Source organism: Luteimonas kalidii, assembly GCF_029887935.1.
GTDB lineage: Bacteria > Pseudomonadota > Gammaproteobacteria > Xanthomonadales > Xanthomonadaceae > Luteimonas > Luteimonas kalidii.
In genome coordinates this window covers 72,444-97,557 of the sequence record NZ_JARXRO010000011.1, presented here as the reverse complement: position 1 = coordinate 97,557, position 25,114 = coordinate 72,444, and the positions used below count along the sequence as shown (strand labels likewise).

Annotated in this window: 20 protein-coding genes; 10 read left to right on the top strand and 10 right to left on the bottom strand. The window is 68.8% G+C overall.

The window, feature by feature from the left end; genetic code table 11:
• Window positions 1-9: 9 nt before the first annotated feature.
• From QFW81_RS03825 to rluD, 4 genes are all read right to left on the bottom strand, one after another.
• Window positions 10-1,620, bottom strand: coding sequence for a SulP family inorganic anion transporter (locus QFW81_RS03825; protein ID WP_280577241.1), 1,611 nt, complete (start codon window positions 1,618-1,620; stop codon window positions 10-12).
• A gap of 265 nt (window positions 1,621-1,885) precedes the next feature.
• On the bottom strand, window positions 1,886-4,168 hold the full coding sequence (locus tag QFW81_RS03820; RefSeq protein ID WP_280577240.1) for a TonB-dependent receptor: 2,283 nt from the start codon (window positions 4,166-4,168) through the stop codon (window positions 1,886-1,888).
• 267 nt (window positions 4,169-4,435) lie between these two features.
• Window positions 4,436-5,314, bottom strand: coding sequence for a peptidoglycan editing factor PgeF (gene pgeF / locus QFW81_RS03815; protein ID WP_280577239.1), 879 nt, complete (start codon window positions 5,312-5,314; stop codon window positions 4,436-4,438).
• Window positions 5,311-6,306, bottom strand: coding sequence for a 23S rRNA pseudouridine(1911/1915/1917) synthase RluD (gene rluD, locus QFW81_RS03810; RefSeq protein WP_280577238.1), 996 nt, complete (start codon window positions 6,304-6,306; stop codon window positions 5,311-5,313). Before rluD ends, pgeF begins: the two co-directional genes overlap by 4 nt.
• Window positions 6,307-6,392: 86 nt before the next feature.
• Between rluD and QFW81_RS03805 the strand changes: the two genes are divergently transcribed.
• Window positions 6,393-7,262 carry an outer membrane protein assembly factor BamD gene (locus QFW81_RS03805; protein WP_280577237.1) on the top strand — a complete coding sequence of 290 codons (870 nt, stop codon included), beginning with the start codon at window positions 6,393-6,395 and terminating at the stop codon, window positions 7,260-7,262.
• A 222-nt stretch (window positions 7,263-7,484) separates the two neighbouring features.
• Here the strand turns inward: QFW81_RS03805 and QFW81_RS03800 are convergent, their stop codons facing one another.
• From QFW81_RS03800 to sucC, 6 genes are all read right to left on the bottom strand, one after another.
• Window positions 7,485-8,399, bottom strand: a complete 915-nt coding sequence (locus tag QFW81_RS03800; protein ID WP_280577236.1) for a vitamin K epoxide reductase family protein — start codon at window positions 8,397-8,399, stop codon at window positions 7,485-7,487.
• 111 nt (window positions 8,400-8,510) lie between these two features.
• Window positions 8,511-10,148 (bottom strand): NAD+ synthase, encoded by a 1,638-nt coding sequence (locus QFW81_RS03795; RefSeq protein WP_280577235.1) that lies wholly within the window; start codon window positions 10,146-10,148, stop codon window positions 8,511-8,513.
• Between the two features lies 1 nt (window position 10,149).
• Entirely contained in the window at window positions 10,150-10,470 is a 321-nt protein-coding gene (locus QFW81_RS03790) for a CcdB family protein (protein ID WP_280577234.1), read from the bottom strand.
• Window positions 10,470-10,718, bottom strand: coding sequence for a type II toxin-antitoxin system CcdA family antitoxin (locus tag QFW81_RS03785; RefSeq protein ID WP_280577233.1), 249 nt, complete (start codon window positions 10,716-10,718; stop codon window positions 10,470-10,472). Before QFW81_RS03785 ends, QFW81_RS03790 begins: the two co-directional genes overlap by 1 nt.
• Window positions 10,719-10,873: 155 nt before the next feature.
• Window positions 10,874-11,749, bottom strand: coding sequence for a succinate--CoA ligase subunit alpha (gene sucD / locus QFW81_RS03780; protein WP_280577232.1), 876 nt, complete (start codon window positions 11,747-11,749; stop codon window positions 10,874-10,876).
• A gap of 139 nt (window positions 11,750-11,888) precedes the next feature.
• A complete protein-coding gene (gene sucC, locus QFW81_RS03775; RefSeq protein ID WP_280577231.1) occupies window positions 11,889-13,058 on the bottom strand; it encodes an ADP-forming succinate--CoA ligase subunit beta in 1,170 nt (389 codons plus the stop codon).
• Window positions 13,059-13,139: 81 nt separating this feature from the next.
• Between sucC and QFW81_RS03770 the strand changes: the two genes are divergently transcribed.
• From QFW81_RS03770 to QFW81_RS03730, 9 genes are all read left to right on the top strand, one after another.
• Complete coding sequence (locus QFW81_RS03770) at window positions 13,140-14,873, top strand: sensor histidine kinase (protein ID WP_280577230.1); 1,734 nt, start codon at window positions 13,140-13,142, stop codon at window positions 14,871-14,873.
• Between the two features lie 378 nt (window positions 14,874-15,251).
• Window positions 15,252-16,676, top strand: coding sequence for a sigma-54-dependent transcriptional regulator (locus QFW81_RS03765; RefSeq protein WP_280577228.1), 1,425 nt, complete (start codon window positions 15,252-15,254; stop codon window positions 16,674-16,676).
• Between the two features lie 455 nt (window positions 16,677-17,131).
• Window positions 17,132-17,491: a prepilin-type N-terminal cleavage/methylation domain-containing protein gene (locus QFW81_RS17705; protein WP_425603967.1), complete on the top strand. Its 360-nt coding sequence runs from the start codon at window positions 17,132-17,134 to the stop codon at window positions 17,489-17,491.
• A gap of 234 nt (window positions 17,492-17,725) precedes the next feature.
• On the top strand, window positions 17,726-18,028 hold the full coding sequence (locus QFW81_RS17700) for a hypothetical protein (RefSeq protein WP_425603966.1): 303 nt from the start codon (window positions 17,726-17,728) through the stop codon (window positions 18,026-18,028).
• Window positions 18,029-18,116: 88 nt separating this feature from the next.
• Entirely contained in the window at window positions 18,117-19,961 is a 1,845-nt protein-coding gene (locus QFW81_RS03750) for a hypothetical protein (RefSeq protein WP_280577227.1), read from the top strand.
• A 62-nt stretch (window positions 19,962-20,023) separates the two neighbouring features.
• Entirely contained in the window at window positions 20,024-21,871 is a 1,848-nt protein-coding gene (locus QFW81_RS03745) for a hypothetical protein (protein ID WP_280577226.1), read from the top strand.
• Between the two features lie 157 nt (window positions 21,872-22,028).
• Window positions 22,029-23,135, top strand: coding sequence for a glycosyltransferase family 4 protein (locus QFW81_RS03740; protein ID WP_280577225.1), 1,107 nt, complete (start codon window positions 22,029-22,031; stop codon window positions 23,133-23,135).
• Window positions 23,132-24,061, top strand: a complete 930-nt coding sequence (locus tag QFW81_RS03735; protein ID WP_280577223.1) for an NAD-dependent epimerase/dehydratase family protein — start codon at window positions 23,132-23,134, stop codon at window positions 24,059-24,061. Before QFW81_RS03740 ends, QFW81_RS03735 begins: the two co-directional genes overlap by 4 nt.
• Entirely contained in the window at window positions 24,058-25,080 is a 1,023-nt protein-coding gene (locus tag QFW81_RS03730) for a glycosyltransferase family 2 protein (RefSeq protein WP_280577222.1), read from the top strand. Before QFW81_RS03735 ends, QFW81_RS03730 begins: the two co-directional genes overlap by 4 nt.
• Window positions 25,081-25,114 lie beyond the last annotated feature (34 nt).

Here is a 25,114-nt window from a genome sequence, read left to right as displayed (position 1 = left end):
CGCGCGCCGCTACGAGGGATGACTGGCGGGATCCGGACGCGGCCGCTGCAGCGACAGCGCCCCCAGCAGCAGCGCCAGCGCCGCATAGGCTCCCGTGAACTGCCAGGCGATCACCGCGCGCAGGCCGTCCAGCATCCACGGCAGGTACACCCCGCCGCGCGGATCGACCGAGTGGATCACGCCGAACAGCGTGAGCGCCGCGCACAGCAGCAGCACGCCGGCCGCCGCGCGCAGGCGTCCCTCGATCATCGCCACCAGCATCGTCGCCCACAGCATGGCGGTGATGATGAAGCCATTGCCCAAGGTGACCAGGGCGGCGAGTTCCGGCAGCCCGTGCGCACCGGTGTCGGCATACAGCGCGGCGAACCGCTCCGGCGCGATCCAGGCCGGGTTCCCCAGCTTGATCGCCAGCAGGTACGCCAGCGAAGGCAGGAAGGCCAGCGCCACCGCCGGCGCATGCCGCTCGGGCGTGGCGCGGAACGCCTGCACGGTGATGCCGATGCCGACATAGACGATGATCGGCGCGAGCACCGCCAGCGGCAGCCACTGCACCAGGCCCGCCACCAGGCCGAGCATGCCGCCGATGCCCACGAACAGGCCGGTCAACAGGGTGTAGCCGCTGCGCGCGCCCATCTGCTTGTAGGCCGGCTGGCCGATGTAGGGCGTGGTCTGCGCCACGCCACCGCACACGCCGGCCACGAGCGTGGACAGCGCCTCGACCAGCAGCACGTCGCGCGTCCGGTAATCGTCGCCGGCCGCGCGCGCGCTTTCGCTGACGTTGATCCCGCCCACCACCATCAGCAGGCCGAACGGCAGCAGCAGCGGCAGGTAGGGCACGGTGGCCTGCAGGCCTTCGACGAACCCCAGGCCGGGCAGCGGCAGCTGCGGCGACAGACGCACCGGCTCCGGCACCGCGAAGCCGGGGACGCCGAGCCCTGTCAGGCCGAGCCCGTAGTACAGCGCGGTGCCGACCAGGAACGCGAGCAGCACCCCCGGGATCCGCAGCGGCAGCGCGCCACGCGCCACCAGCACGTACAGCAGCAGGCCGAAGGTCACCAGCCCGACCACCGGATTGCGCAGCAGTTCGAGCAGCGGCAGGAACCCGAGCAGCGTCAGTGCGGCGCCGCCGATCGAACCCAGCAGCGCAGCGCGCGGCAGCACGCGCGTGATCCAGTCGCCGGCGAAGGACAGTACCGTCTTCAGCGCGCCCATCACCACCAGCGAGGCCATGCCCAGCTGCCAGGTGGCGATGGCGGCGGCCTGCTCGTCCAGGCCGTCGGTCTTGAATGCGACGAACGCCGGGCCGAGCACCAGCAGTGCCATGCCGATGCTGGTCGGCGCGTCCAGGCCCAGCGGCATCGCGGTGACATCGTCGCGGCCGGTGCGCTGCGCCAGGCGACGCGCCATCCAGGTATAGGCCAGGTTGCCCAGCAACACGCCCAGCGCCGTGCCCGGGAACATGCGGGTGAACACGACCTCGGCCGGGACGCCGTACAGCCCGACCAGCGCCATGGCGATGAAGCCGAGGATCGACAGGTTGTCGACCACCAGTCCGAAGAAGCCGTTGATGTCGCCGGGGACGAACCAGCGCGGGCGGCCATGGGCCAGCGGTCGGGTCATGCGGGAGGGCTTCCTGGACAAGTGCCAGCGGTCGATGCAGCGCCCGCCGGAGGTTGGAATTCAGACAATGTTGCGGCTCGTCGCCTGCCCGGACGATGCGTGGGCAGACGAACGCTGCGGCTTTCGCCTGCCCGGCGGCCCCGCCACGCGTTCCACCTCCGCCCGCGCCGCCTCTTCGGCGCGGGGCGTGGCGTCGATGGCGCAGGCAGTGCCCGGATCCGCGGTCGTGCCACCGCGGTCCGCCAGTCGCGAAGGCCGATCAGGTTCAGAACCGCGCGGTGAACTCCACCCCCAGCGTGCGCGGCTCGTTGATGAAGCCGGTCAGGTTGTTGAAGTCGATGCCGCCGACGATACGCTCCTGGTCGGTGATGTTGCGCCCGTAGGCCGCCACCTCGTAGTCGCCGTCGTTCCAGAGGTAGCCTGCGCGCAGGCCGCCCTCGAGCAGCGACTTGCCGGTGAACTCGACCGACTCGTACAGGAAGAAGTTGACCTCGCTGCGGTACACCCAGTCGGTGAACACGAACAATTCGCCGCTGCCCACCGGCACGCCCCAGCGCGCGGTCAGGTTGTGGGTCCACTTCGGGGCCTGGGGCAGCGTGTTGCCGTCGATCGCCGCCAGCGCGCCCACGCGCGGGTCGGTCACGGTGCACGCCGCGCACACCGCCACGGCCAGGTCGTCGTCCTCGATCTCCGTATCGTTGTAGCCGCTGCCCAGCGTCACCAGCACCGAATCGCCCAGCCACGCCTCGAGGTCGAACTCGACGCCGCGCCCGGTCGATCTCTCGGCATTGAGCAGGATGTTGGCGTTGGCGGCGCCGCCCACCGCGGTGAGCTGCTGGTCGTCCACCTCGTAGTAGAAGACGCCGGCGTTGAGCCGCGCGCGCCGGTCGAACAGGTCGGCCTTGACGCCGAACTCCGCCGCGGTCGACGTCTCCGGCCCGGCCACGGACTTGCCGTTGAACGCGCCCGCGCTCTGGATGCTGCTGCCGCGGAAGCCGGTGGCGACGCGCCCGTACAGGTTCACGTCCTCGTTGAGCTCGAATGTCGCCGACAGGTCCCAGTTGAGCTTCTTGTCCTCGGGCGAGGCCGACAGGTCGCCGTCCGGCTCCAGCGCGGCGAGCTGTTCCAGCGTGCACTTGCCGGCCAGCACGCAGGCCGCGAAGCCGGTGTTCCAGTATTCCTCGACCGTCAGCTGCTTCTCGTCCACGGTGTAGCGCAGGCCCGCACGCAGTTCGAGCGCGTCGGTCGCCTGCCAGGTCAGCGCGCCGAACACCGCCCAGGCGTCGTTGGTCTGGCGGATGCGCTGGTAGCCGTCCTGCGCGCTGCCCGCGAGCGAGTCGTAGCTGACGCTGTCGACCCGGTAGTCCTCCTTGAACCAGAACACGCCCGCCTGCCAGTCCAGCGCGCCGCCGTAGCCGGATTCGATGCGCAGTTCCTGGCTCCACTGCGAGTGGTCGGGAATGCCGTCCGCGGTCTCGGAAGCGAACGGGATCACGCCGGGGCCGGAGTCGGGCAGGAACACCGCCCCGTAGCCGCCGTCGATGTCGCCGCGGTTGAAGGTCTCCAGCGATTCGTAACCGGTGATCGAATGCAGGGTGTAGTCGCCCAGGTCCCAGCGCAGGCGCGCGCTCGCACCCTGGCTGTCGAGCTCGGAGGAGTTCAGGCCGTCCTGGGTCACCACGTCGCGGTCGAAACCGGCGACGAAGTCGTTGGTGCCCGGCTCGATGATGTTGGCGCGGAACAGGCGCGCGCTGCCGTTGAGGTGGCGCGCGTGCACGTTCAGCAGCGCCTCGAAGCCGTCGCCTTCGTACAGCAGCTGCGCGCGCGCCGCCGACTCGTCGTAGCCCTCGAAGCCGTCGCTGGGGCCGGGGTAGTCGTTGCGCACCCAGTCGTCGCGGCGCTGGTAGAGGGTCGACACGCGGGCCGACCAGCGCTCGCCGAGCGAACCGCCCACCGCGCCCTCGAAGTTCCACATGTCGTCGCTGCCGTAGCCCAGTTGCGCGTAGCCGCCGAATTCCTGCGACGGCCGCACCGAATCGAACTTGACCACGCCGGCCGGGGTGTTGCGCCCGAACAGCGAGCCCTGCGGCCCGCGCAGCACCTCGATGCGTTCGAGGTCGAACACCGGGAAGCCCTTCAGGATCGGGTTCTCCTGGACCACGTCGTCGTACACCAGCGACACCGGCTGCGAGGTGTTGAGCCGGAAATCGGTATTGCCGTAGCCGCGGATGTAGAAGCGCGGGAAGGCGCGGCCGAACGACGATTCGATGTTGAGGCTGGGCACCCGGCCCGACAGGAAGCGCACGTCGGTGCCGCCGGATCCGAGCACGTCGAGCGTCTCGCCCGAGAGCACGCTGATCGAGACCGGCACGTCCTGGATGTTCTCGACCCGGCGCTGCGCGGTGACCTCGAGCGCATCGAGGGTGACCGCATCGGCGGGTTCGGGCGGCGGGGCGTCCTGAGCCTGCACGGCGATGGGCAGTGACAGCGCGAGCGCCAGCGCGGACAGGCGCGGGGCTGGGGACCGGCGAGGCGGAGCCTGGGTCATCGGAGGGTCCTGGCGTGGGGGTGGGAGGAGCGCTGTCAGATTAATGTAAAAAACGCGTTGGCCGACAGGTTCGCGGCCTTCCGGATCAGGCCCGGGGTCTGCCCCCAGCCGCCGCATGTACCGGAGACGCGCCAACGTCCGCGATCCGGCGCCCGCGACTGCCAGCCTGCGGGCGTTCGGCCGGTTCGAGCGCACCGGCCCGGGCGCGAGCCGCCCTGTGCGCTCGACTCGGCGCATCGACCGGCTCCCCTGCCTGCCGGCGTCGTGTCAGGCCGCCGCCGACCCCGGCGGTGGCTCGATCCAGGCCACGGTCGCGAGCCTCCCGCTACGTCCGTCGCGGCGATGGGAGAAGAAGCGATCCGGCCCGGACAGCGTGCACAGGTCGCCGCCGTGGATGTCGGCCGCGCGCATGCCGGCGGCGACGAGCCGGCGTCGTGCGAGCGCGGGGAGATCGGCAAGCCAGTGCCCCTCGCGGGTGGGCACGAACGCGGCGGCGGCACCGGGATCGTGCGCGACGAAGGCCGCGTACACGTCGCGCCCCACCTCATAGCGTGCCGGTCCCGCGCAGGGGCCGATCCAGGCGACCAGGTCGACCGGCGCGCTGCGCATGGCGGCCAGCGTCGCCTCCAGCATTCCGCGCGACAGGCCCGGCCAGCCGGCGTGCGCGGCGGCGAGCTCACGGCCGTCCCTCGCCGCGAAGACCACCGGCAGGCAGTCGGCGGTCAGGATCGCGAGCACCACACCGGGCGTCGACGTGACCGCGGCGTCGGCTTCGGGTTCGTCCCCATCCATCGCGGCGGACGGCTCGCCGGTCGGCGCGCGCATCGTGGCCGCGGCGCCCGGTTCCGGTCCGGGTGGCATTCGGTCCGCAAGCCCCGGTGGCGCCGCTGCGGGCGATTCGACCCGCAGCACCCGCGTCCCGTGCACCTGCTTCAGCCAGTGCGGCCAGGCGGGCAGCGCGAAGCGGGACAGCAGCTCGGCGCGGTTGCGCGCGACTACCGCCGGGTCGTCGCCCTGCGGGCCGCGGAAATTGCCCAGATTGAAGCTGTCGAACGGCGCCCGCGAATGGCCGGCGCCATGGCGCACCGTGGTGAACGCATGCACGTTCGCCGGCAGCGCCGCGGATGCGTCGATGCGCGCGCTCACCGGCGCGCGCGCTCCGCCTCGACATGTTCGCGCGCGTCCTCGCGCAGCGCGTCCATCAGCGCCAGCAGGTCGTCCGGCACCGGCGCGTCGCAGCGCACGGGTTCGCCGCTGGCCGGGTGGGCGAATTCCAGCGTCTCCGCATGCAGGGCCTGGCGCCGGAACCCGCGCAGCGCGGCGACCAGCGTCTCCGACGCGCCCTTGGGCAGCTTCAGCGGCCCGCCGTAGAGCGGATCGCCCACGATCGCGTGCCGGATGTGCGCCATGTGCACGCGGATCTGGTGGGTGCGCCCGGTCTCCAGCCGGCATTCGAGCGCGGTGTGCGCGCGGAAGCGCTCGCGCAGCCGGTAGTGGGTGACGGCGTCGCGCCCGTCCTCGCGCACGGCCATGCGCACGCGCTCGCGCGGGTGGCGATCGATCGGCGCGTCCACGGTGCCGCCCGAGACCAGCGCACCGGTGACCACGGCCAGGTACTGGCGGTGCACGCCGCGCGCGGACAGCTGCGCCACCAGCGCGGTCTGCGCCTGCAGCGTGCGCGCCACCACCATCACCCCGGAGGTGTCCTTGTCCAGCCGATGCACCACGCCCGCGCGCGGCAGCGACGCCAGCGACGGGTCGCGGTGCAGCAGCGCGTTGACCAGGGTACCGTCGGCGTTGCCGGCGCCCGGATGCACCACCAGGCCGGCCGGCTTGTCGATCACGAACACGTCCGGGTCCTCGTACAGCACCCGCAGCGGGATGTCCTGGGGCAGCGCCCGGGTCTCGACTTCCAGGCGCGCGGACAGCCGGACGTGCTCGCCGCCGCGCACGGGATCGCGCGGGCGCACGGGCCTGCCGTCGAGCAGGGCGTCGCCGTCGCGGATCCAGCCGGCCAGGCGCGAGCGCGAGAATTCGGGGAACAGTTCGGCCAGCACCGCGTCGAACCGGCGTCCGGCGGCGGACTCGGGTACGCGGGCCTCGCGTGGTTCGATGGCGTCGTCGGGGGATCGGGACATGGAGGGCTGGGGTTCAGGCGCTGCGCCCGGGCGGCCGGGGCGGGCTGGTATTATCCGCGCTTCGTGCCCTGCCTGCCCCGGTGCCCATGTCCGTCCGCCTGTCTCCGCTCCGCCGCGCGATCCTGCTGTTGCTGGTGATCGTCCTGACGACCTCCGGCTGCGCGCGGATCAAGGGCGTGTTCAAGGACGAGGACGAGAACGAGGGGGTCCCGGTCGAGGAGCTCTACGACAAGGGCCAGGGGCAGATGCGCAACGGCAACTGGAGCGGCGCGACCGTCACCTACCGCCGCCTGCTGGCCCAGTACCCGTACGGGCCCTACACCGAGCAGGCGCTGATGGAGACCGCGTTCGCCCAGTTCAAGATGGGCGACAACGAGGAGGCAATCTCGACCATCGACCGCTTCCTGCGCACCTACCCCACGCACAAGAACACGCCCTACATGTACTACCTGCGCGGGCTGGTGAACTCCAACCGCGACACCGTGTTCCTGCAGCGGGTGTGGAAGCTCGACGCCAGCCGCCGCGACCTGGCCACGCCCAACCAGGCCTTCTCCGATTTCAACACCCTGCTCGAGCGCTACCCGAGCAGCCGCTATGCCGACGATGCGCGCCAGCGCATGGTCGCGCTGCGCAACATGTTCGCCCGCCACGAGATCGAGACCGCGCTGTACTACCTGCGCCGCGACGCCTGGATCGCTGCCGCCGAACGCGCGACCTACCTGCTGGAGACCTATCCGCAGAGCGAGTTCCAGAACGATGCGGTCGCGGTGCTGGTGGCGGCCTATACCGAACTGGGCAACGAGACCCTGGCCGCCGACGCCCGTCGCGTGCTGGAACAGAACGAGCCCGGACACCCCTACCTGGCGGGCGACTGGCCGAACTATCCGTGGAACGTGCGCAAGCTCAACCCGTTCGCGGGGGAGCGCTCGGCGATCGAAAACGACGCGCGCGACTGACCGCGCGCCGCACGCAGGCCTGACCAGACGCCGCCTCCGGGCGGCGTCTGCGCATCCGGTGGCCCCGAAACGCCAGCGCTGCCGCACCCGTCGCGCCGTCTGCCGCCGCACATCCGCCCGTAGCCCGGACAAGCGAAGCGCATTCAGCCCCACTCGTCCCGGCCAGCCCGTAGCCCGGATAAGCGAAGCGCATCCGGGGCTGCTGCCCCCGGCACCGCATCCTCAGCGCGGAGCGGCCCCCTCCCAGTCGAACCCCGTCAGCCGCGCCAGCCGCTCCGGCGTGAGTACCTCGACGTGGTGCCTGTCGTCGATGATCCAGGTCGGGTATCCGCTCACGCGCGCGCTGATGCATTCGAACGCCACCCCGCCGGCGCGACCTTCCGGCGAGCACTCCACGTAGGGCAGCCGAGGGGCGGCGGCGCCGAACAGACGCTTCTGTTCCGTGCAGTTCGGACACCACGAGGCGCCGTAGAAGCGTGCGTCGACCTGCCCCAGATGTTCGGCCAGCGCGCGCAATCGCGGATCCTCGCGCCGCTCCAGCAGGCCCATCGCCGAGAGCTGCAAGGCCGCGACCAGCCCCAGCGCGACCAGCCCGCTGCCCAGCCACCACGTGGCCCACGGCATGCCCGGCGCGCTGTCGGGGCGCCCCAGGTGCACGAGCAGGAAGATCGCGAGCATCAGCCCCAGCGACACCAGGCACCACGCGCACACCGCCTGCACCGCCACCAGGCCGGCGACGGTCAGGTACACGCTGAGCGCCAGGCCGAGGAAGGACAGCCGCGACAGACGGCGCCAGCGCGCCAGCCGCGGCGCCGGACGCCACGCCACCCACGCGATGGCCGCATACAGCAGCGCGCCCCAGGCCGCGATCGGCAGGCCGAGGAAGCGCGACCAGCGGCTGGCCTGCACCAGGTCGCAGCCGGAGCCTTCGGTGCAGAACGCAGGTCCCCCGCTGGACGCGGTCCACGCCAGGTAGACCGTCAGCAGCAGGCCCACGATCGCCAGCGCACGCAGCGCGATGTCCGTGCGGCCCGCCTTCGCGATCGCCGGCGGCGAGGCGGAAACCGGTGCAGCACGCGAATCCGACGCCCTGCCCTGCACGCCGCGACGACGACCACCTGCACCTTTCCTGCCCATGCCGTTTCCCCGCGCTGCAAACAGGTCCGCATTATGCCGTCGCGCGCGCAGGCCACGCTGCAATCGACGTCGATCGTCGCGTTAGCGCCGACCGGCGCGCAGCCGCGCCGATCAGGCCGGATAGCGGTTGCTGATCGGGTAGCGCCGCTCGCGGCCGAAAGCGCGGCGCGAGATCTTCGGGCCGGTGGCGGCCTGGTGGCGCTTCCACTCGCTGGTGCGCACCAGGCGCAGCACGCGGTCGACGGTGGCGGCGTCGAAACCCGCGCCCACGATGTCGTCGCGCGACTGCTCCAGGTCCACGTAGCGGCGCAGGATCGCATCGAGCACGTCGTAGGGCGGCAGCGAATCCTGGTCGACCTGGTTCTCGCGCAGCTCGGCCGACGGCGCGCGCGCGATCACGCCCGGCGGGATCACCGGTGCGCCGCCCACCGTGTTGCGCCACTTCGCCAGGCCGTAGACCTCGGTCTTGTAGAGGTCCTTGATCGGCGCGTAGCCGCCGCACATGTCGCCGTAGATCGTCGCGTAGCCCACCGCGTACTCGCTCTTGTTGCCGGTGGTCAGCAACAGGCCGCCGAACTTGTTCGACAGCGCCATCAGCAGCGCGCCGCGCGCGCGCGACTGCAGGTTCTCCTCGGTGGTGTCCGGCGCGTGGCCCTCGAACGTCGCGCCCAGGGTCTCGAGGAACCCGTTGAACGGCGCCTCGATCGGCAGCGTCAGCAGGCGCACGCCGACCGCGTCGCACTGCTCCTGCGCCAGGTCGTTGGACAGCCCGGCGGTGTAGCGCGATGGCATGCGCACCGCGGTGACGTTGTCCGCGCCCAGCGCATCGACCGCCAGCGCCAGCACGATCGACGAGTCGATGCCGCCCGACAGCCCAAGCCAGGTCTTCGAGAAGCCGTTCTTGCCGCAGTAGTCGCGGATCCCGCGCACGATCGCGCGCCACGCAAGCGCGTCCATGCTCTCGTCGCCGTCGTCCTGCCAGACCACCGGCGAGAACCTGCGCGCGGCGACGTCGTAGTCCACCACCAGCCACTGGTCGGTGAAGGCGGACGCGGCCGGATGCACGGTGCCGTCCGCATCGGCCACCACGGAAGAACCGTCGAACACCAGCGCGTCCTGGCCGCCGACCACGTTGACGTAGGCCAGCGCCGTGCCGCTTTCCTTCGCGCGCTCGGACAGCAGGGCGTCGCGCTGGGCATGCTTGCCGCGCTCGTAGGGCGAGGCGTTGGGCACCAGCACCAGCTGCGCGCCGGACCGGGCGGTGTCGGCCAGGGGCTCGGCGAACCACAGGTCCTCGCACACCAGCACGCCCACCGGCACGCCCTTCACCTCGACCACGCAGCTGCCGCCGTCCGGATCGACATGGAAGTAGCGGCGCTCGTCGAACACGTTGTAGTTGGGCAGTTCGCGCTTGCGATAGGTCGCCTCGACCCTGCCTGCACGCAGCACGCTGGCGGAGTTGTACAGGATGCTGCCCGCCGACTCGGGCCAGCCGACCACCGCCACGATGCCGGTCGCCGCCTTCGCCACCTCGCGCAGCGCCGCCTCGCAATCCTCGAGGAACGAGGGCCGCATCAGCAGGTCCTCGGGCGGGTAGCCGCTGATCGCCAGTTCCGGGAACAGCACGATGTCGGCGCCGTATTCGTCGCGCGCCTCGGCGATCATCGCCACCATGCGGTCGGTGTTGCCGCGCACGTCGCCGACGGGGAAGTCGAACTGGGCCAGGGCGATGCGGAGGGTGTCGGTCATGTCAGATTCCCGAGATCAGCAGGTCCAGCGCGGCCAGGATCGTCGCCCGCTCGCCCGACAGGTCGGCCTCGGCCGCGCCCAGGTCGGCGACCTCGGTCGCGGCCAGCAGCGGGACCACCAGCACGTGGGGCTTGCCGTTGACTTCGATCACCGGCGCCAGGGAGGAGATGACCGGCGCACGACGGCGCGCGTTCATCGGCACCATGGGCACCACCACCCGGGTGCCCGTCTCCTCGATCAGGTCGCTCTGCACGTTGAGCAGCAGCGGATACACCGCGCGCGTGCCTTCGTCGCGATTGCGGTAGGCGGTGAACTGGTGCATCAGCGCTTGCGGAACATCGGGCTGAACACGCCATGCTCCGCCACCCAGGCGTTGTAGCCCTCGATGGCCTCGCGGTTGTCCTCCAGCCAGCGCTGTCGCTTGCGGGCGCGCACCTCCTGCTCCAGCGCCCGTTCCAGCGTGGCCGACAGGTTGATGTCCAGCGCCTTGGCCGCGTCCAGCAGTCCCTGATTGATGCTGACGTTGGTCGCGCGCTTGCCGTAGCCGGCGTAGTCTTCGCGAATGCGCATGGCGTGCCTCCATGGGATGCGCATCCATCATGCGCATCGTGGCCACGGGGCGTCAAGCGCGGGCCGCCGATCGCCGACACTCCCGCCGGACGCGCCACGCACAAACAGCAAGGCCGCCCGGAGGCGGCCTTCCATCGGGAACCGGACGCGCGTCCTCAGCCGGCCAGTCGCTTGGCGATCGCCGCGCCCAGGTCGCCGGGGGACTTCACCGTGGTCACGCCCGCCTTCTCCAGCGCAGCGAACTTGCCCTCGGCCGTGCCCGCGCCGCCACTCGCGATCGCGCCGGCGTGGCCCATGCGCTTGCCCTTCGGGGCCGAGGCGCCGGCGATGAACCCGACCACCGGCTTGGTCACGAACTCGGCGATGTACTCGGCCGCTTCCTCTTCCGCGCTGCCGCCGATCTCGCCGACCAGGATGATGCCCTCGGTCTGCGGATCGTCCTGGAACAGCTTCAGCGCATCGATGAAGTTGGTGCCGTTGATCGGGTCGCCGCCGATGCCGATGCAGGTCGACTGGCCCAGGCCCGCGTCGGTGGTCTGCTTGACCGCCTCGTAGGTCAGCGTGCCGCTGCGCGAGACGATGCCGACCTTGCCGGGCTTGTGGATGTGGCCGGGCATGATGCCGATCTTGCACTCGCCGGGCGTGATCACCCCCGGGCAGTTGGGGCCGATCAGCACGACGTCGTCGTAGCCCTTGAGCGCGTTCTTGACCCGCAGCATGTCCAGCACCGGGATGCCCTCGGTGATGCACACGATCACCTTGATGCCGGCGTCGGCCGCTTCCAGGATCGCGTCGGCCGCGAACGGCGGCGGCACGTAGATCACGGATGCGTCGGCGCCGGTTTCGGAGACCGCGTCGCGCACGGTGTTGAAGACCGGCAGGCCGAGGTGCTCGCTGCCGCCCTTGCCGGGGGTCACGCCGCCGACGACCTTGGTGCCGTAGTCGAGCATCTGCTCGGCGTGGAAGGTGCCCTGCTGGCCGGTGAAGCCCTGCACGATCACCTTGGTGTTCTTGTTGACCAAAACGGACATTGGATTTTCCTGGATTCCTGTTTGAAGCCCCTCCCCCGCTTGCGGGGGAAGGTCGGGATGGGGGTGCGTTGCGTCGTAGCCCCCATCCGCCCTTCGGGCACCTGCCCCCGCGAAGCGGGGGCAGGACTCAAAAAATGTGTCAGGCCGCCTGCTTGACGGCGGCGACGGCCTTCTTCGCGCCGTCGTTGATGTCGTCGGCGGGGGTGATCGCCAGCCCGCTCTCGCGCAGCAGCTTCTTGCCCTCCTCGACGTTGGTGCCTTCCAGGCGCACGATCACCGGCACCTTGACGTCGACTTCCTTGACCGCGGCGATGATGCCCTCGGCGATCATGTCGCAGCGCACGATGCCGCCGAAGATGTTGACGAAGATCGCCTTCACGTCCTCGTCGGAGAGGATCAGCTTGAACGCCTCGGTCACGCGCTCCTTGTTGGCGCCGCCGCCGACGTCGAGGAAGTTGGCCGGTTCGCCGCCCTCGAGCTTGATCACGTCCATCGTCGCCATGGCCAGGCCCGCGCCGTTGACCATGCAGCCGATGTTGCCGTCCATGGTCACGTAGTTGAGGTCGTGCTGGCTGGCCTTGACCTCGGTCTCGTCTTCCTGGCGGATGTCGCGCATCGCGACCAGGTCGGCGTGGCGGAAGCTGGCGTTGTCGTCGGAGTTGACCTTGCCGTCGAGCACGGCGAGGTTGCCGTCCTTGAGCACCGCCAGCGGATTGAGTTCCACCAGCGCCAGGTCCTTGTCGTTGAACAGCCGGTACAGACCCAGCATGATCTTCGTCAGCTGGCCCACCTGCTTGGCGTTGAGGCCGAGCGCGAAGCCCATGTCGCGGCACTGGTAGGGCTGCAGGCCCTGCACGTAGCTGACGTTGAGGGTCTGGATCGCGTCCGGGTTCTCCTCGGCGGTCTTCTCGATCTCCACGCCGCCCTCGGACGAGGCGATGAAGGTGATCGACTGGGTGGCGCGGTCGACCAGCACCGACAGGTACAGCTCCTGCGCGATGTCGGTGGCCTGGGTCACCAGCACGCTGTCGATCGGCAGCGCGACGCCGGCCGACTGGTAGGTCTCCATCTGCGTGCCGAGCATGCCCTTGGCGTACTCGCGCACCTCGTCGAGGCTGCGGGCGAGCTTGACGCCGCCGGCCTTGCCGCGGCCGCCCGCGTGGATCTGGGCCTTGACGACCCAAAAGTCGCCGCCGATGGCCTTCGCGGCGTCCACCGCCTCATCCGGCGAGCGCGCGACGCGCCCGGCCGGCACCGCGATGCCGTAGTCGGCGAACAACTGCTTGGCCTGGTATTCGTGGAAGTTCATGTGGGGTCCGTGCTGGGGAGGATCGCGTCGCGGCCCGGACCCGGAGGCCAGCTGGCGGCACGCGGCCGCATATTCTCGCCGATGCGCCGCCCGCGGGCAAAGCCGGGCCTCCGGGCCCGCCCCGCCGCCGGTCCATGCCTATACTCCGGGCCCGAGTTCCCGCCGCGCATCCCCTTGGCCGCATCCGCCGCAGCCCAACCCGACCACACCCAGTCGCTGCGCCGCGAGCTGTACCTGTTCGCGCTCTACCGCCTGCTCGAATCGGCCCTGCTGGCGCTGATCGTCTTCAGTCCGGCCGGCTCGCTGATCGGCGAGATGCACCTGCCGCAGCTGGCGCAGACGGTCTCGACCACCTTCGTGGTGCTGTCGCTGGTGCTGGTGGCCCACGCCCGCCACCTGATGCAGGCCGGCGGGCGGCTGCGCGGCGGGTTCTTCCCGCACGTGGTCGTGGGCCTGGGCGTGGACCTGGCGGTGGTATTCCTGGCCACCCACGCGATGCCCGGGGTCGGGCCCGGCATCGCGCTGATGTTCGTGTTCAACCTGGCGGCCGGGTCGCTGTTCCTGTCGCTGCCCTGGAGCCTGGCCTTCGCCGGCGGCGCCACCGCTGCGATCGTGGCCGAGCATCTGTGGGACCGGATGGAGGGGCTGTCCGAGCGTCCGCTGGCCGAGGTGCTGATGTTCGCCGTGGCGTATTTCGCGGTCGCGGCGCTGATGCACCACCTCGGCCGGCAGATGCGCGCCGCCCAGCGCCTGGCCGACGAGCGCGGCGCCGAGGCGGCGAACCTGGCCGAGATCAACGAGCTGGTGATCCGGCGCATGCGCACCGGCGTGGTGCTGGTGGACGGCGGCGGCCGCATCCGCATGGCGAACGAGGCGGCCCAGCTGCTGCTGCGCGACGACGAGGTCGACCACGACCACGGCATGCACGGCAAGCCGGTGGCGCAGGTGGCGCCCGAACTGGCGATGCGCCTGGCGCAGTGGCTGCAGGACGGCCAGCAGGACGACTCCCCGATGGCCTGCGGCCCCGACCAGGCCGAAGTGCTGCCGCGGTTCGCGCGGCTGCTGGCCACCAGCGACGCGACCCTGGTGTTCCTCGACGACACGTCGATGCTCTCGCGCCGCGCCGAATCGCTCACCCTGGCGGCGATGGGGCGGTTCTCGGCCAGCCTCGCGCACGAGATCCGCAACCCGCTGGCGGCGATCAGCTACGCCACCCAGCTGCTCGAGGAATCGCACGACCTCAACGCCAGCGACCGGCGCCTGCTGCAGATCGTCCACCAGCAGTGCCTGCGCACCAACGGCATCGTCGAAAGCGTGCTCGGCCTGGCCCGGCGCGAGCGCGCCAAGCCAGAACGCATCGACCTGGTGACCTTCTCCCGGCACTTCATCGAGGACTACCGGATGATCGTGCCGGAGGACAACGCGCAGCTGCGCCAGACCGGCGAATGCGTGAAGCTGCCGGTGATGTTCGACCCGCGCCACCTGCAGCAGATCGTCACCGCGCTGGTGAACAACGCCGTGCGCTACGGCCACCTGCCCGGCGAGACCCCGCGCATCTCCCTGCACCTGGAGGACGAGGACCGCGTGCCCCGCATCAGCGTGCTCGACCGCGGCCCCGGCATCCCCGACGCGGTGGCGGCGCAGCTGTTCCGCCCGTTCTTCACCACCTCCGAGAACGGCACCGGCCTGGGCCTGTACATCGCCCACGAACTGGCCCGCGCCAACGAAGCCGAGCTCGAATACGTCGCCGTCCCCGGCGGCGGCGCCTGCTTCCGCCTCACCCTCCCCCCGCAGCACGCCCTGCTGCAGCGCTGAGGCAACCCGCCGGCTGCCTTCCACCCCAGGGCCGGGCTTTCCCGTGTCCCGCTCGACAGAACCTCTGTCGATGAAAGAGAAAGGTGTGCGAAAGACGAACGAGGGGCGAGCCCAGCGTCCCCTCTCCCGTTTGACGGGACCTCGGTCCCCTTCATGGGCGGAAGGTGCCCGAGGGGCGGATGAGGCGCGCCGAAGGCGCGGGACACGAGCACCGCAACCCGGCTCTTCCGGCTGTTCAACCTCCAGACCCGCCCCACGCCGCCGTTACCGGATGTGGACACCGGCAGCCACCAGCCACCAACCACCACTCCAACACCCTCGTCACCCGCGTCAAAAACTGTCAATATTGGTCACCTTGCGACCGTCGCCCCCTTGTCCATGAACGAAGCCCGCAGCGCCCTGATCGTCGATGACGAGCACGACATCCGCGAACTGCTGGTGCTGACCCTGGGGCGGATGGGCCTGCGGACCGACACTGCCCCCAACCTGCACGCCGCCCGGCAGATGCTCGGCACGGTCTCCTACGACCTGTGCCTGACCGACATGCGCCTGCCCGACGGCTCCGGCCTGGAGCTGGTGAGCGAGATCTCCACCCGCTTCCCAACGACACCGGTGGCCGTGATCACCGCCTACGGCAACGTCGAGGCCGCCGTGGAAGCGCTCAAGGCCGGCGCCTTCGACTTCGTCAGCAAGCCGGTCGACATCAACGTGCTGCGCGGCCTGGTGCGCCAGGCGCTGGACCTCAACACCCGCCGCCTGGCCCAGCCCGAGGAGGCCGGCCGCCTGCTCGGCGCCTCGCCGGCGATGGTCAGCCTGCGCCAGACCATCGGCAAGGTCGCGCGCAGCCAGGCCCCGGTGCACATCAACGGCGAGTCGGGCACCGGCAAGGAGCTGGTGGCGCGCACCATCCACGCCCAGGGCTCGCGCGCCGGCGGGCCGTTCATCCCGGTCAACTGCGGCGCGATTCCGTCCGAACTGATGGAAAGCGAGTTCTTCGGCCACAAGAAGGGCAGCTTCACCGGCGCCACCAGCGACAAGGCCGGCCTGTTCCAGGCCGCCGACGGCGGCACCCTGTTCCTGGACGAGGTGGCCGAACTGCCGCTGCCGATGCAGGTCAAGCTGCTGCGCGCGATCCAGGAAAAGAGCGTGCGCGCGGTGGGCTCGCAGAACGAAGTGCAGGTGGACGTGCGCATCCTCTCGGCCACCCACAAGGACCTGGCCCAGCTGGTCGCCGACGGCACCTTCCGCCACGACCTCTTCTACCGCATCAACGTCATCGGCCTGCACGTGCCCTCGCTGCGCGAGCGCGCCGGCGACCTGCCGCTGCTGTCCGACGCCATCCTCGACCGCCTCGCCCGCGCGATGAAGCGCCAGCCGCCGACGCTCGCCGGCGACGCCGTCGCCGCGCTCGAGGCCTACCGCTTCCCCGGCAACGTGCGCGAGCTGGAGAACATCCTCGAACGCGCGCTGGCGCTGGCCGACGGCCACACCATCCACGCCGACGACCTGCAGCTGCCCGCGCCCGCCGGCATGCAGCCTCCGCGACCCGGTGCGCAGGCGCCGGCCCCGGCCGGACACACCCTGCCCACCGGCGCACCGCCGCCGCCCGGCGCGGACCCGCGCACCACCAGCCCCTTTGACACCGCCAGCAGCGCCCTGCCCTCGTACATCGAGGAGATCGAGCGCACCGCCATCCAGCAGGCGCTGCAGGAAAACCGTTACAACAAGACCAAGACCGCGGCGGCGCTGGGCATCACCTTCCGGGCGCTGCGGTACAAGCTGAAGAAGCTCGGGATCGACTGAGGCGTCGCGGTCGGGCTAGGGCGCCCGTTCCGTTCGCACCGCCCGGCGCGCATGAAGTCCGGCCGACTCCCGCGTCAATTCCACGTCACCCGATCCGGCGGCCGACCGCCGAACCGCCGTCGCCACCGTGCCCCCGCGCGCATCGCCGGCATGATCGACATCACGTTTAGAACCTCACCGATCCAGACCCCTGCGCACAAGGTCACTTCGCGTCACTTTGTGACGCAACGCGTCGCGTGAACCCGTTCCCAGATTCACGCTGAATGAATCTGAAATCGTGACAGGTTCCCGCATTCCAATCCCCCACCCACACCGTTGCCGGATTGGCACGCATCCTGCGTCAATCCCTCCGCACGTGCGCTGTTGCACGGCTGCCCACAGGACACGGCAACAGCCGGAACGATGGGGCACGTGAAAGTCGACTTGTCCAACGTCCAACCTCTAGGGGATACACCATGAAGAAGATGCAGAAGGGCTTCACGCTCATCGAGCTGATGATCGTCGTCGCGATCATCGCCATCCTGGCCGCCATCGCGCTGCCGGCGTACAACAACTACCGCATCCGTTCGGCCGAAGGCGCCTGCCAGGCCGAGGCGAAGGCCTACATGAACTCTGCCGTGGCTGCGCTGCAGTCCGAAATGAATGTCGAGGCTCCGCCTGCCGTTTCGTGCGAGACCCCGACGGCCGCCCTGGCTACCATTACCGGTACCACGGTCTTCGCCCCCCGGGATCCGGGTGGTACGGGTACCGCAGGTAGCGGCGACACGACGTGCAACAACGATTCTGCGACCTGCAGCCTGGATCCGTCGATCTAACGCGACCGATACTCAGCGCTGTGCCGGAAGACCCCTCTCGAGGGGTCTTCTCTTTTTTGCGAACCGTCGCTCAATGTGCCCAAGTTTCATGATGCGACGGAAGCGCGACCATCATCCCACTTCGGCCGTGACCCTCACGACCCCTTGCACGTTTGGCGTGTGTCTTGCTTCCTTGTTTGCTGGGGTGGCGCATCACGGGGGAATGACATGGCTCGCAGGCAGGAAGGCTTCACATTGATCGAGTTGATGATCGTGGTCGCGATCATCGCCATGCTGGCCGCGATCGCGTTGCCGGCCTACAACGCCTATCGGGTCCGGTCGGCGGAAGGGGCCTGCCAGGCCGAGATGAAAAGCTACGCCAACTTCGCGCTCGCCACTCTGCACATGCAGGCCACGCCGGCAGCGCCGCCTCGCCAGGCCTGTCGACTCGCCGACACGGCGCTCGACATGACCACGACCATCACGGGCACCCCCAAGGCCCCCGGCACCCGGATCACCAGTTGCGATATGACAACGGGCAACTGCTCGCTCATCTGACGGGCGCAGACGCGCCGCTGCCGCTGTAACTGCGCGCGGCGGCCAGATCGTCCAAACTGGCCGCTTCGTCCCTGCGCATAGGCCCAACATGACGCTCTCGCAGCGTGGTTTCCTGGTGCTGTCGCTACTCTGCGCGGCCTTGGTTAGCGCGATCTTCGCTCTTGGTCTACCTGGCGAATTCCTCCTCGACGACAGCTTCAACATCGTCGATAACTCCGGCATCCGGCTGCGGTCCCTTGCGCCGGGCGCCATCATGGATGCCGCCTTCAGCATGCAGTCCGGAGGCGTATCCCGCACCCTGCCGACGTTGACGTTCGCGCTGGACTATTTGCGGGGGAACGGCCTCGACCCTGCGACGTTCAAGACCACGAACATCGCCATCCACGCACTGACCACGCTGGTGCTGGCCGGCTTCCTGCAGACCCTTCTGCGCACCACCGGAGCGAACGAGGTTCGCGCGCGTTGGGGAGCGCTCGCGCTGGCAATTGCTTGGGCGCTGCATCCGCTCCAGGTGTCTTCCGTGCTGTATGTCGTCCAGCGGATGCAAACACTGGCGACCCTGTTCGTCGTGCTTGCGATGTGGGCCTACTTCCGGGCCCGGCTGGCCCAGGCCGAGGGGCGTCCGGGCCGCATGGGTCTGATCCTCACCGGACTGCTGTGGGCGATCTCCTTGGGCTGCAAGGAAGATGCGGTGATGTTGCCGGCCTACCTGCTTGCACTGGAGTTGACCGTGCTGCGCTTCCGTGCGGCGGATCCGGCGGTTGCCCGTGCCATGTCGCGTGGTTTCCTGGTCATGACGCTTGCCGGCGCCGCCTTGTACCTGTTCCTCGTCTTGCCATACTTCTGGTCCTGGGAAGCGTTCCCGGGGCGCGATTTCACCAGTATCGAGCGCGTATTGACCCAGGGTCGGGTTCTGTGTCTCTACCTGTGGCAGATGCTGGTACCTCTGCCGGCACACATGTCGTTCCACTACGACTGGATTGAGCCCTCACGTGGACTGCTGACGCCCTGGACCACGCTACCTGCGCTGTTGCTTCTAGCGGCGCTCCTGACCGCGGCCCTTCGCCTTCGGCATCGGCGGCCGCTGTTTGCCCTGGGCATCCTCCTTTTCTTCGCCGGTCACTTCGTCACCAGCAATGTGCTTGGGCTCGAGCTTGTATTCGAGCATCGCAACCACTTCCCGCTGATCGGCATCGTGCTGGCGATTGGCGACCTGGTGGCTGTGATCTCGCGCCGCCTGAAACTCCGTGCAGCGGTCACTGTGCCCCTGTGCACGCTGCTCCTTGCGGCCCTGGCGATCGCCACCGCGATGCGCGCGCACGCGTGGAGTGACGGACTCGGGTTGGCGAAGATGCACGTGCGCATCGCCCCTGAATCCGGGCGCGCCTGGCAGACGCTTTGCGTGGCGCATTTCGAACGCGGCGGCGGTGCCGAGGTCAGCAATCCTTACCTGGACAAGGCCATCGACGCCTGCCGCAGGGGCGCCGACGTCACGCCACGTTCGGTGGCCAACCTGACCAATGTAATCGCGTTCAAGGGGATCCAGGGTTCACTCAGTCAGGCAGACTGGGACGAATACCTGGCGCGCATCGAAGTGGCCACGATGACGCCGGAGAACACGACGCGAATCTGGGTCATTCTCGACCAAGTCCGCAACGGCGTGACCATGGATATCACCCAGGTGGTCGCGGCCATCGACGCCTTCCACGACCGTAAGCCATTCCCCCCCATCGAATCCGCCGCGCTCGGCTACTTCATCCTGGGGCATAGCAACCAGCCGGACCGGGCTTACCGCTACTTCGAGAACGCCGTGCGCACCACCAGGGATCCCCGCTTCGCCACCGGCATCATCCGCGACTTGCGCCACGAGGGCTACCAACAAATGGCCGACAGGCTGCAGGCCGTGACGCAATCATCCCCTCCAGCGCGTTGACTGTGGGATTCTCATTCACGATCCGCGCCGGCACAGTGCGGCGCCCATTGCGAACCGTGCCCATGCCAAGCTCCCAGGTCAGATTTCTCATTGCCAGCCTGCTGGTCGCCGTAATCGTGGGCCTGCTCTTCGTGCCAGGCCTGCCCGGCCAGTTCTTCTTCGATGACATCCCCAACATCGTCAACAACACGGCCATCCGGCTGACGCGTCTGGATGCGGAGGGCGTGGCCAACCTGCTGGCCACGCAGCAGGCTTCGGGCCTTACACGGACCTTGCCGGCCCTGTCCTTCGCCTTGGACTATTGGCGCGGAGGCGGCGCGGATCCGATGGTGTTCCGGATCACCAGTATCGGCATCCACGCTCTGACCACCTTCGTTCTGGCGTGGTTCTTCCGCAGCGTGCTGCTGGCCGCCGGCGTCGCTGAGGGGAGGGTGCGGTGGCTGGCGCCCGCTCTTGCGCTCGCCTGGGCGGTGCATCCGCTGCAGGTTTCCTCGGTGTTGTACGTGGTGCAGCGTTTCCAGACGATGGGCACATTTTTCCTGGTACTTGCGTTGTGGGCGTACCTCGACGCTCGGCAGAGGCAGGTCCGGGGCGAGTCCGGAAGAATGGGGCTGCTGCTGACAGCCCTGCTGTGGGTCTTGGCGCTGGGCTGCAAGGAGGATTCGGCGCTGCTGCCCGCGTACGCGCTCGCGCTGGAACTGACAGTGCTGCGTTTCGCTGCGGCCGACCCGCGCCTGGTCCAGAGCCTGCGGCGAAGTTACTTGCTTGGAACGGTGGCAGCGTCCGCGGTCTTCCTGTTTCTCGTGCTGCCGCACTACTGGCAGTGGGAGGCGTATCCAGGACGCGACTTCTCCAGCATTGAACGCCTGCTGACGCAGCCCCGCGTCCTGTGCATGTACCTGTGGCAGATCCTGCTGCCGCTGCCCCGCCACATGCCGTTCTTCTACGACTGGGTGGAGCCTTCGCGCAGCCTGCTGCAGCCCTGGACCACGCTACCTGCGATCGCGCTGGTACTCGGCCTGTTGGGGCTGGCGTGGATGCTGCGCAAGCGGTTGCCGTTGTTCGCGCTCGGCGTGTTCCTCTTCTTTTCCAGCCATGCCATCGCCAGCAACGTGGTCGGCCTGGAATTGGTATTCGAGCATCGCAACCACTTCGGCCTCATCGGGATCGTGCTGGCGCTAGGCAGCCTGCTGGAGCGCCTCGGCCCCGCACGGGTTGCGCGTATCCTGCCGGGGACGGCCTGCGCGGTCGCACTGCTGGCCATGGCCGGAGCGACCGTGGCGCGCGCCCAGTCCTGGCGCAGCACTGCCAGCATTGCCGAAGCCGCAACGCTGGCTGCGCCTGCGTCGGGCCGGGCGTGGGTGGAGTTATGTGCCAGCCACTTCAGGGCCGGCGGCGGTGCCACGCCGGCTAACACAAGGCTCGACGAGGCGATCGATGCCTGCACGCGTGGCGCCGAACAAGCGCCCGGCTCGCTCAACAGCCTCACGCTGTTGATGGTGCTCAAGTCCTTGCGTGGAGACGCCCGCAGCGACGACTGGCAGCGCTTGCAGTCACGGATGCGGACGGTGCGCATGACCCACGACAACGTGCGCGTCTTCACGATCCTGCTCGCCCACTGGCGCCTGGGAGTCGCGCTGGACCGGGAACCGCTGATCGACACGCTCGATATCCTGCTGCACAGAGCGACGTTTGGCCCGCAGAACCTCGCAAACCTCGGCTATTTCGTCATGCACGACCTGTCGGCGCCGGATCGCGCCATGCCCTACCTGCTGCGGACGATTGAAGTGGCGCCAGCGAATGATCCAATCGGCTTCGAAATCGCCGCCGCACTCCGGGCGCGGGGCAGGCCGGACCTCGCCGGTCGGGTGGAGGCCGCGGCTGGGGAAGGGCTGATGCATGCGCAGTGAGGGCTGCGCTCCGGATGCCGCGTGAGGTGGGAAGCCTCCTTGGGTGTTGGGTATAGTGTTTGCTCCCGAAACGCCCGGGGACGCAGTCGCGTCGGCTCCAGCACCCCTCCGTGGACAGCTCCTCCCAGAGATGAACCAAGCCCGGACACAACCGAGCATGCGGATCCTGTTCACGAGTACCTCCTACCCGTCTGACACCGAGGACTGGAAAGGGCTCTTCATCCTTCGAATGCTCGATGCCTTGGCGCAGCGGGACGAACTCAGCCTGGCCGCGTGGTGCCCTCCCGGCCCACTGCCCAAGGGTGTGGAGAACGCCCTGCGAGCGGACGACGACGACTGGCTGCGCGCGCTTGCTGCGAAGGGGGGCATCGCCCACCTGCTCCGGAAACGTCCTGCCAAGGGACTGTTGGCCGCTGCAAGGCTTGTCTCCCGGATCCGGCGCGCCTGTCTCGCGGAACGACCCCATCTGTATCACGTGAATTGGCTGCAGTGTGCACTCGGGCTGCCATCCGACGGCACCCCGGCGCTGGTGACGGTGCTGGGAACCGATATGCAGATCCTGCAGATGCCGCTCGTGCGTGCGATGCTGCTGCGCCGGTTCCGCGGGAGGAAGGTCGCGATCTGTCCCAACGCGGAGTGGATGGTGCCGGGACTTGAACGAGCCTTCGGTCAGAGAGCCCGGGTGAGCTGCGTACCCTTTGGCATCGATGAGTCCTGGTACAGGGTTGTCCGACGGCTAAATCCGGACGAACCTGCACGATGGCTCTGCGTCACCCGTCTGACCGCCGGAAAGATCGGCCACCTGTTCGACTGGGCAGCACCGTTCTTCCAGGGCGCCAGTCGTGAGCTGCACCTGATCGGGCCGCGCCAGGATGCGTCGCTCGACGTACCGGCTTGGGTGCGCTGGCATGACGCGATGACACCGACCCAGTTGCGCGAGAACTGCTTTCCAGGCGCGGCCGGCCTCGTGTCGCTCAGCACCCATCCCGAAGGTCGCCCGCAAGTGATGCTCGAGGCGATGGCCGCAGGCCTGCCTATTCTCGCGTCCTCCGGGCAGGCGCACACGGATCTGGTCCAGCATCGCCGCGCGGGCTGGATCTGCGGCGAACGCGAATCCTTCGGCGAAGGGCTTGGTTTCATCGAGGACCCAGAGAACAACCAAGCGCTCGGCAGGCACGCACGTGAAGAAGCGCGGCGGTGTTTCGGGGACTGGAACGATTGCGCCGCACGCTATGCCAGCCTCTACGAGGCGCTGGCTCCATGAGACCGCAACGCGGGCGCACGGCTGCGCTGGTGCTGGGAGCCGGCGGGTTCATCGGAAAACACCTGGTCGATGCGCTCGATGCCGACGGCACACCGGTGATCGCTGCTACTCGGACACCGCTGGTGGTGCCGCACGATCGGATTCGCAATGTCGTCGACTCCTTCGTCGGCGCGGACGCGTTCGACGCACTGCTCGGGGATTGCAAGGTGGTGGTCCACGCTGCCGCGCACAGCACACCCGGAAGCAGCATGACGAAACCCCAGCTTGACGGCGACCTCCGCACGACAATGGCTCTGCTGGAGGCGCTGCAGGCACATCCGGAATGCCGGCTCGTGTTCCTCTCGTCCGCGGGTACGATCTACGGCGACCGTGCGCAGCCGGCGCGAGAGGACGACCCCTTGCGCCCTCGCTCCTACCACGGCGCGGGCAAGGCCGCGGCCGAACACTTCATCGAAGCGTGGGCCGCGCAGCACGATGCCACCGCGGTCGTCCTGCGCCCGAGCAACGTCTACGGACAAGGACAGCTGGCGCGAAACGGCTTTGCAATCGTACCCACCGCGATGCGCTGCGCGCGCGATGGCTTGGAGCTCCAAGTCTATGGCGATGGGCTGCAGGTGCGCGACTACCTGCATGTCCACGATCTGACCCGCCTCTGCCAGACAGCCGTGCACACACCGCTTTCGGCCGGAACCCATGTCTTCAACGCATCCAGCGGGGTGCCAACAGCGCTGAACACCCTGCTGGACATGATCGGATCGATAGTCGGCCTCCCGCTGCGCCGCCGCCACGTCGACGCCAGACGCGCCGACGTCCGCAGCGCGCTCGTGGATCCAACAGCAGCGGCCGCCAGCCTCGGATGGCGAGCGTCCACGCCGCTCCAGCAAGGACTTGAGGCGACCTGGGACTGGGTGAGGACGCGGCAATGAGTGCGAACGCCAACCCTCGAATCTCGGTATGCATCGCCAACTACAATGGTGAGTACCTGTTGGTCGACTGCATCGACTCTGTACTGGCGCAGGGCGTGTCTACGCTCACCGAGATCATCGTCCATGACGATGCCTCGACGGACGGATCGCTCGCCCTGCTTCGTGAGCGCTACCCGGAGGTCAGGGTCATTCCGAGCAGCGAGAACGTCGGCTTCTGCATCGCAAATAATCGGATGGTCGAAGCGGCGCGGGGCGAATTCGTGCTCCTGCTCAACAATGATGCTGCATTAATGCCGGACGCGCTGTGCGCCCTGCTCGACGATGCCGCGCATCGCGGAGACGGTGCGATCCTCACGCTTCCCCAGTACGACTGGATGACCGGTGTGCTGGTGGACCGAGGATGCCTGCTGGACCCCTTTCACGTCCCCGTCCCCAACCTGGATCCTGAGCGCGAGGACGTGGCCTACGTGATCGGCGCATGTCTATGGATACCGCGGGAATGCTGGTCGCGACTGGGAGGATTCCCGGACTGGTTCGGCTCCATCGCGGAGGACATGTACCTGTGCTGCGCCGCGCGGCTCCAGGGCACGCCGGTGCGCTGCCTGAACCGCAACGGGTATCGCCACCGGCAAGGCGCCAGCTTCGGCGGGAACCGCGCGGATGCGCAGGGCCTGCATACGCGCTATCGGCGACGCTACCTGAGTGAACGCAATCGGCTTTCTGTCCTCGCAATCACCATGCCGTCAATGTTTGCATGGCCGTGGTTGCTCATATGTTCGATCGCTCTTTCGGCTGAGGGCGCCCTCTTGACGCTAGCAAAGACCAGCCTGCGCCCCTGGCGGGAGATCTACGCTCCTTCACTGCGAGACACCTGGCATGAACGCTCCTTGCTGAAAGCACAGAGGCGCCGACTACAGGCAATGCGGTGCGCCAGCCTACGCACCTACCTATACGCTTTCACGTGGATGCCAAGAAAACTTCAACTATTGGTCAGGCATGGTTTTCCGCAAGTCACCTGACGCAAAACTTCCAGACATTCGTGCACGGTCGTCC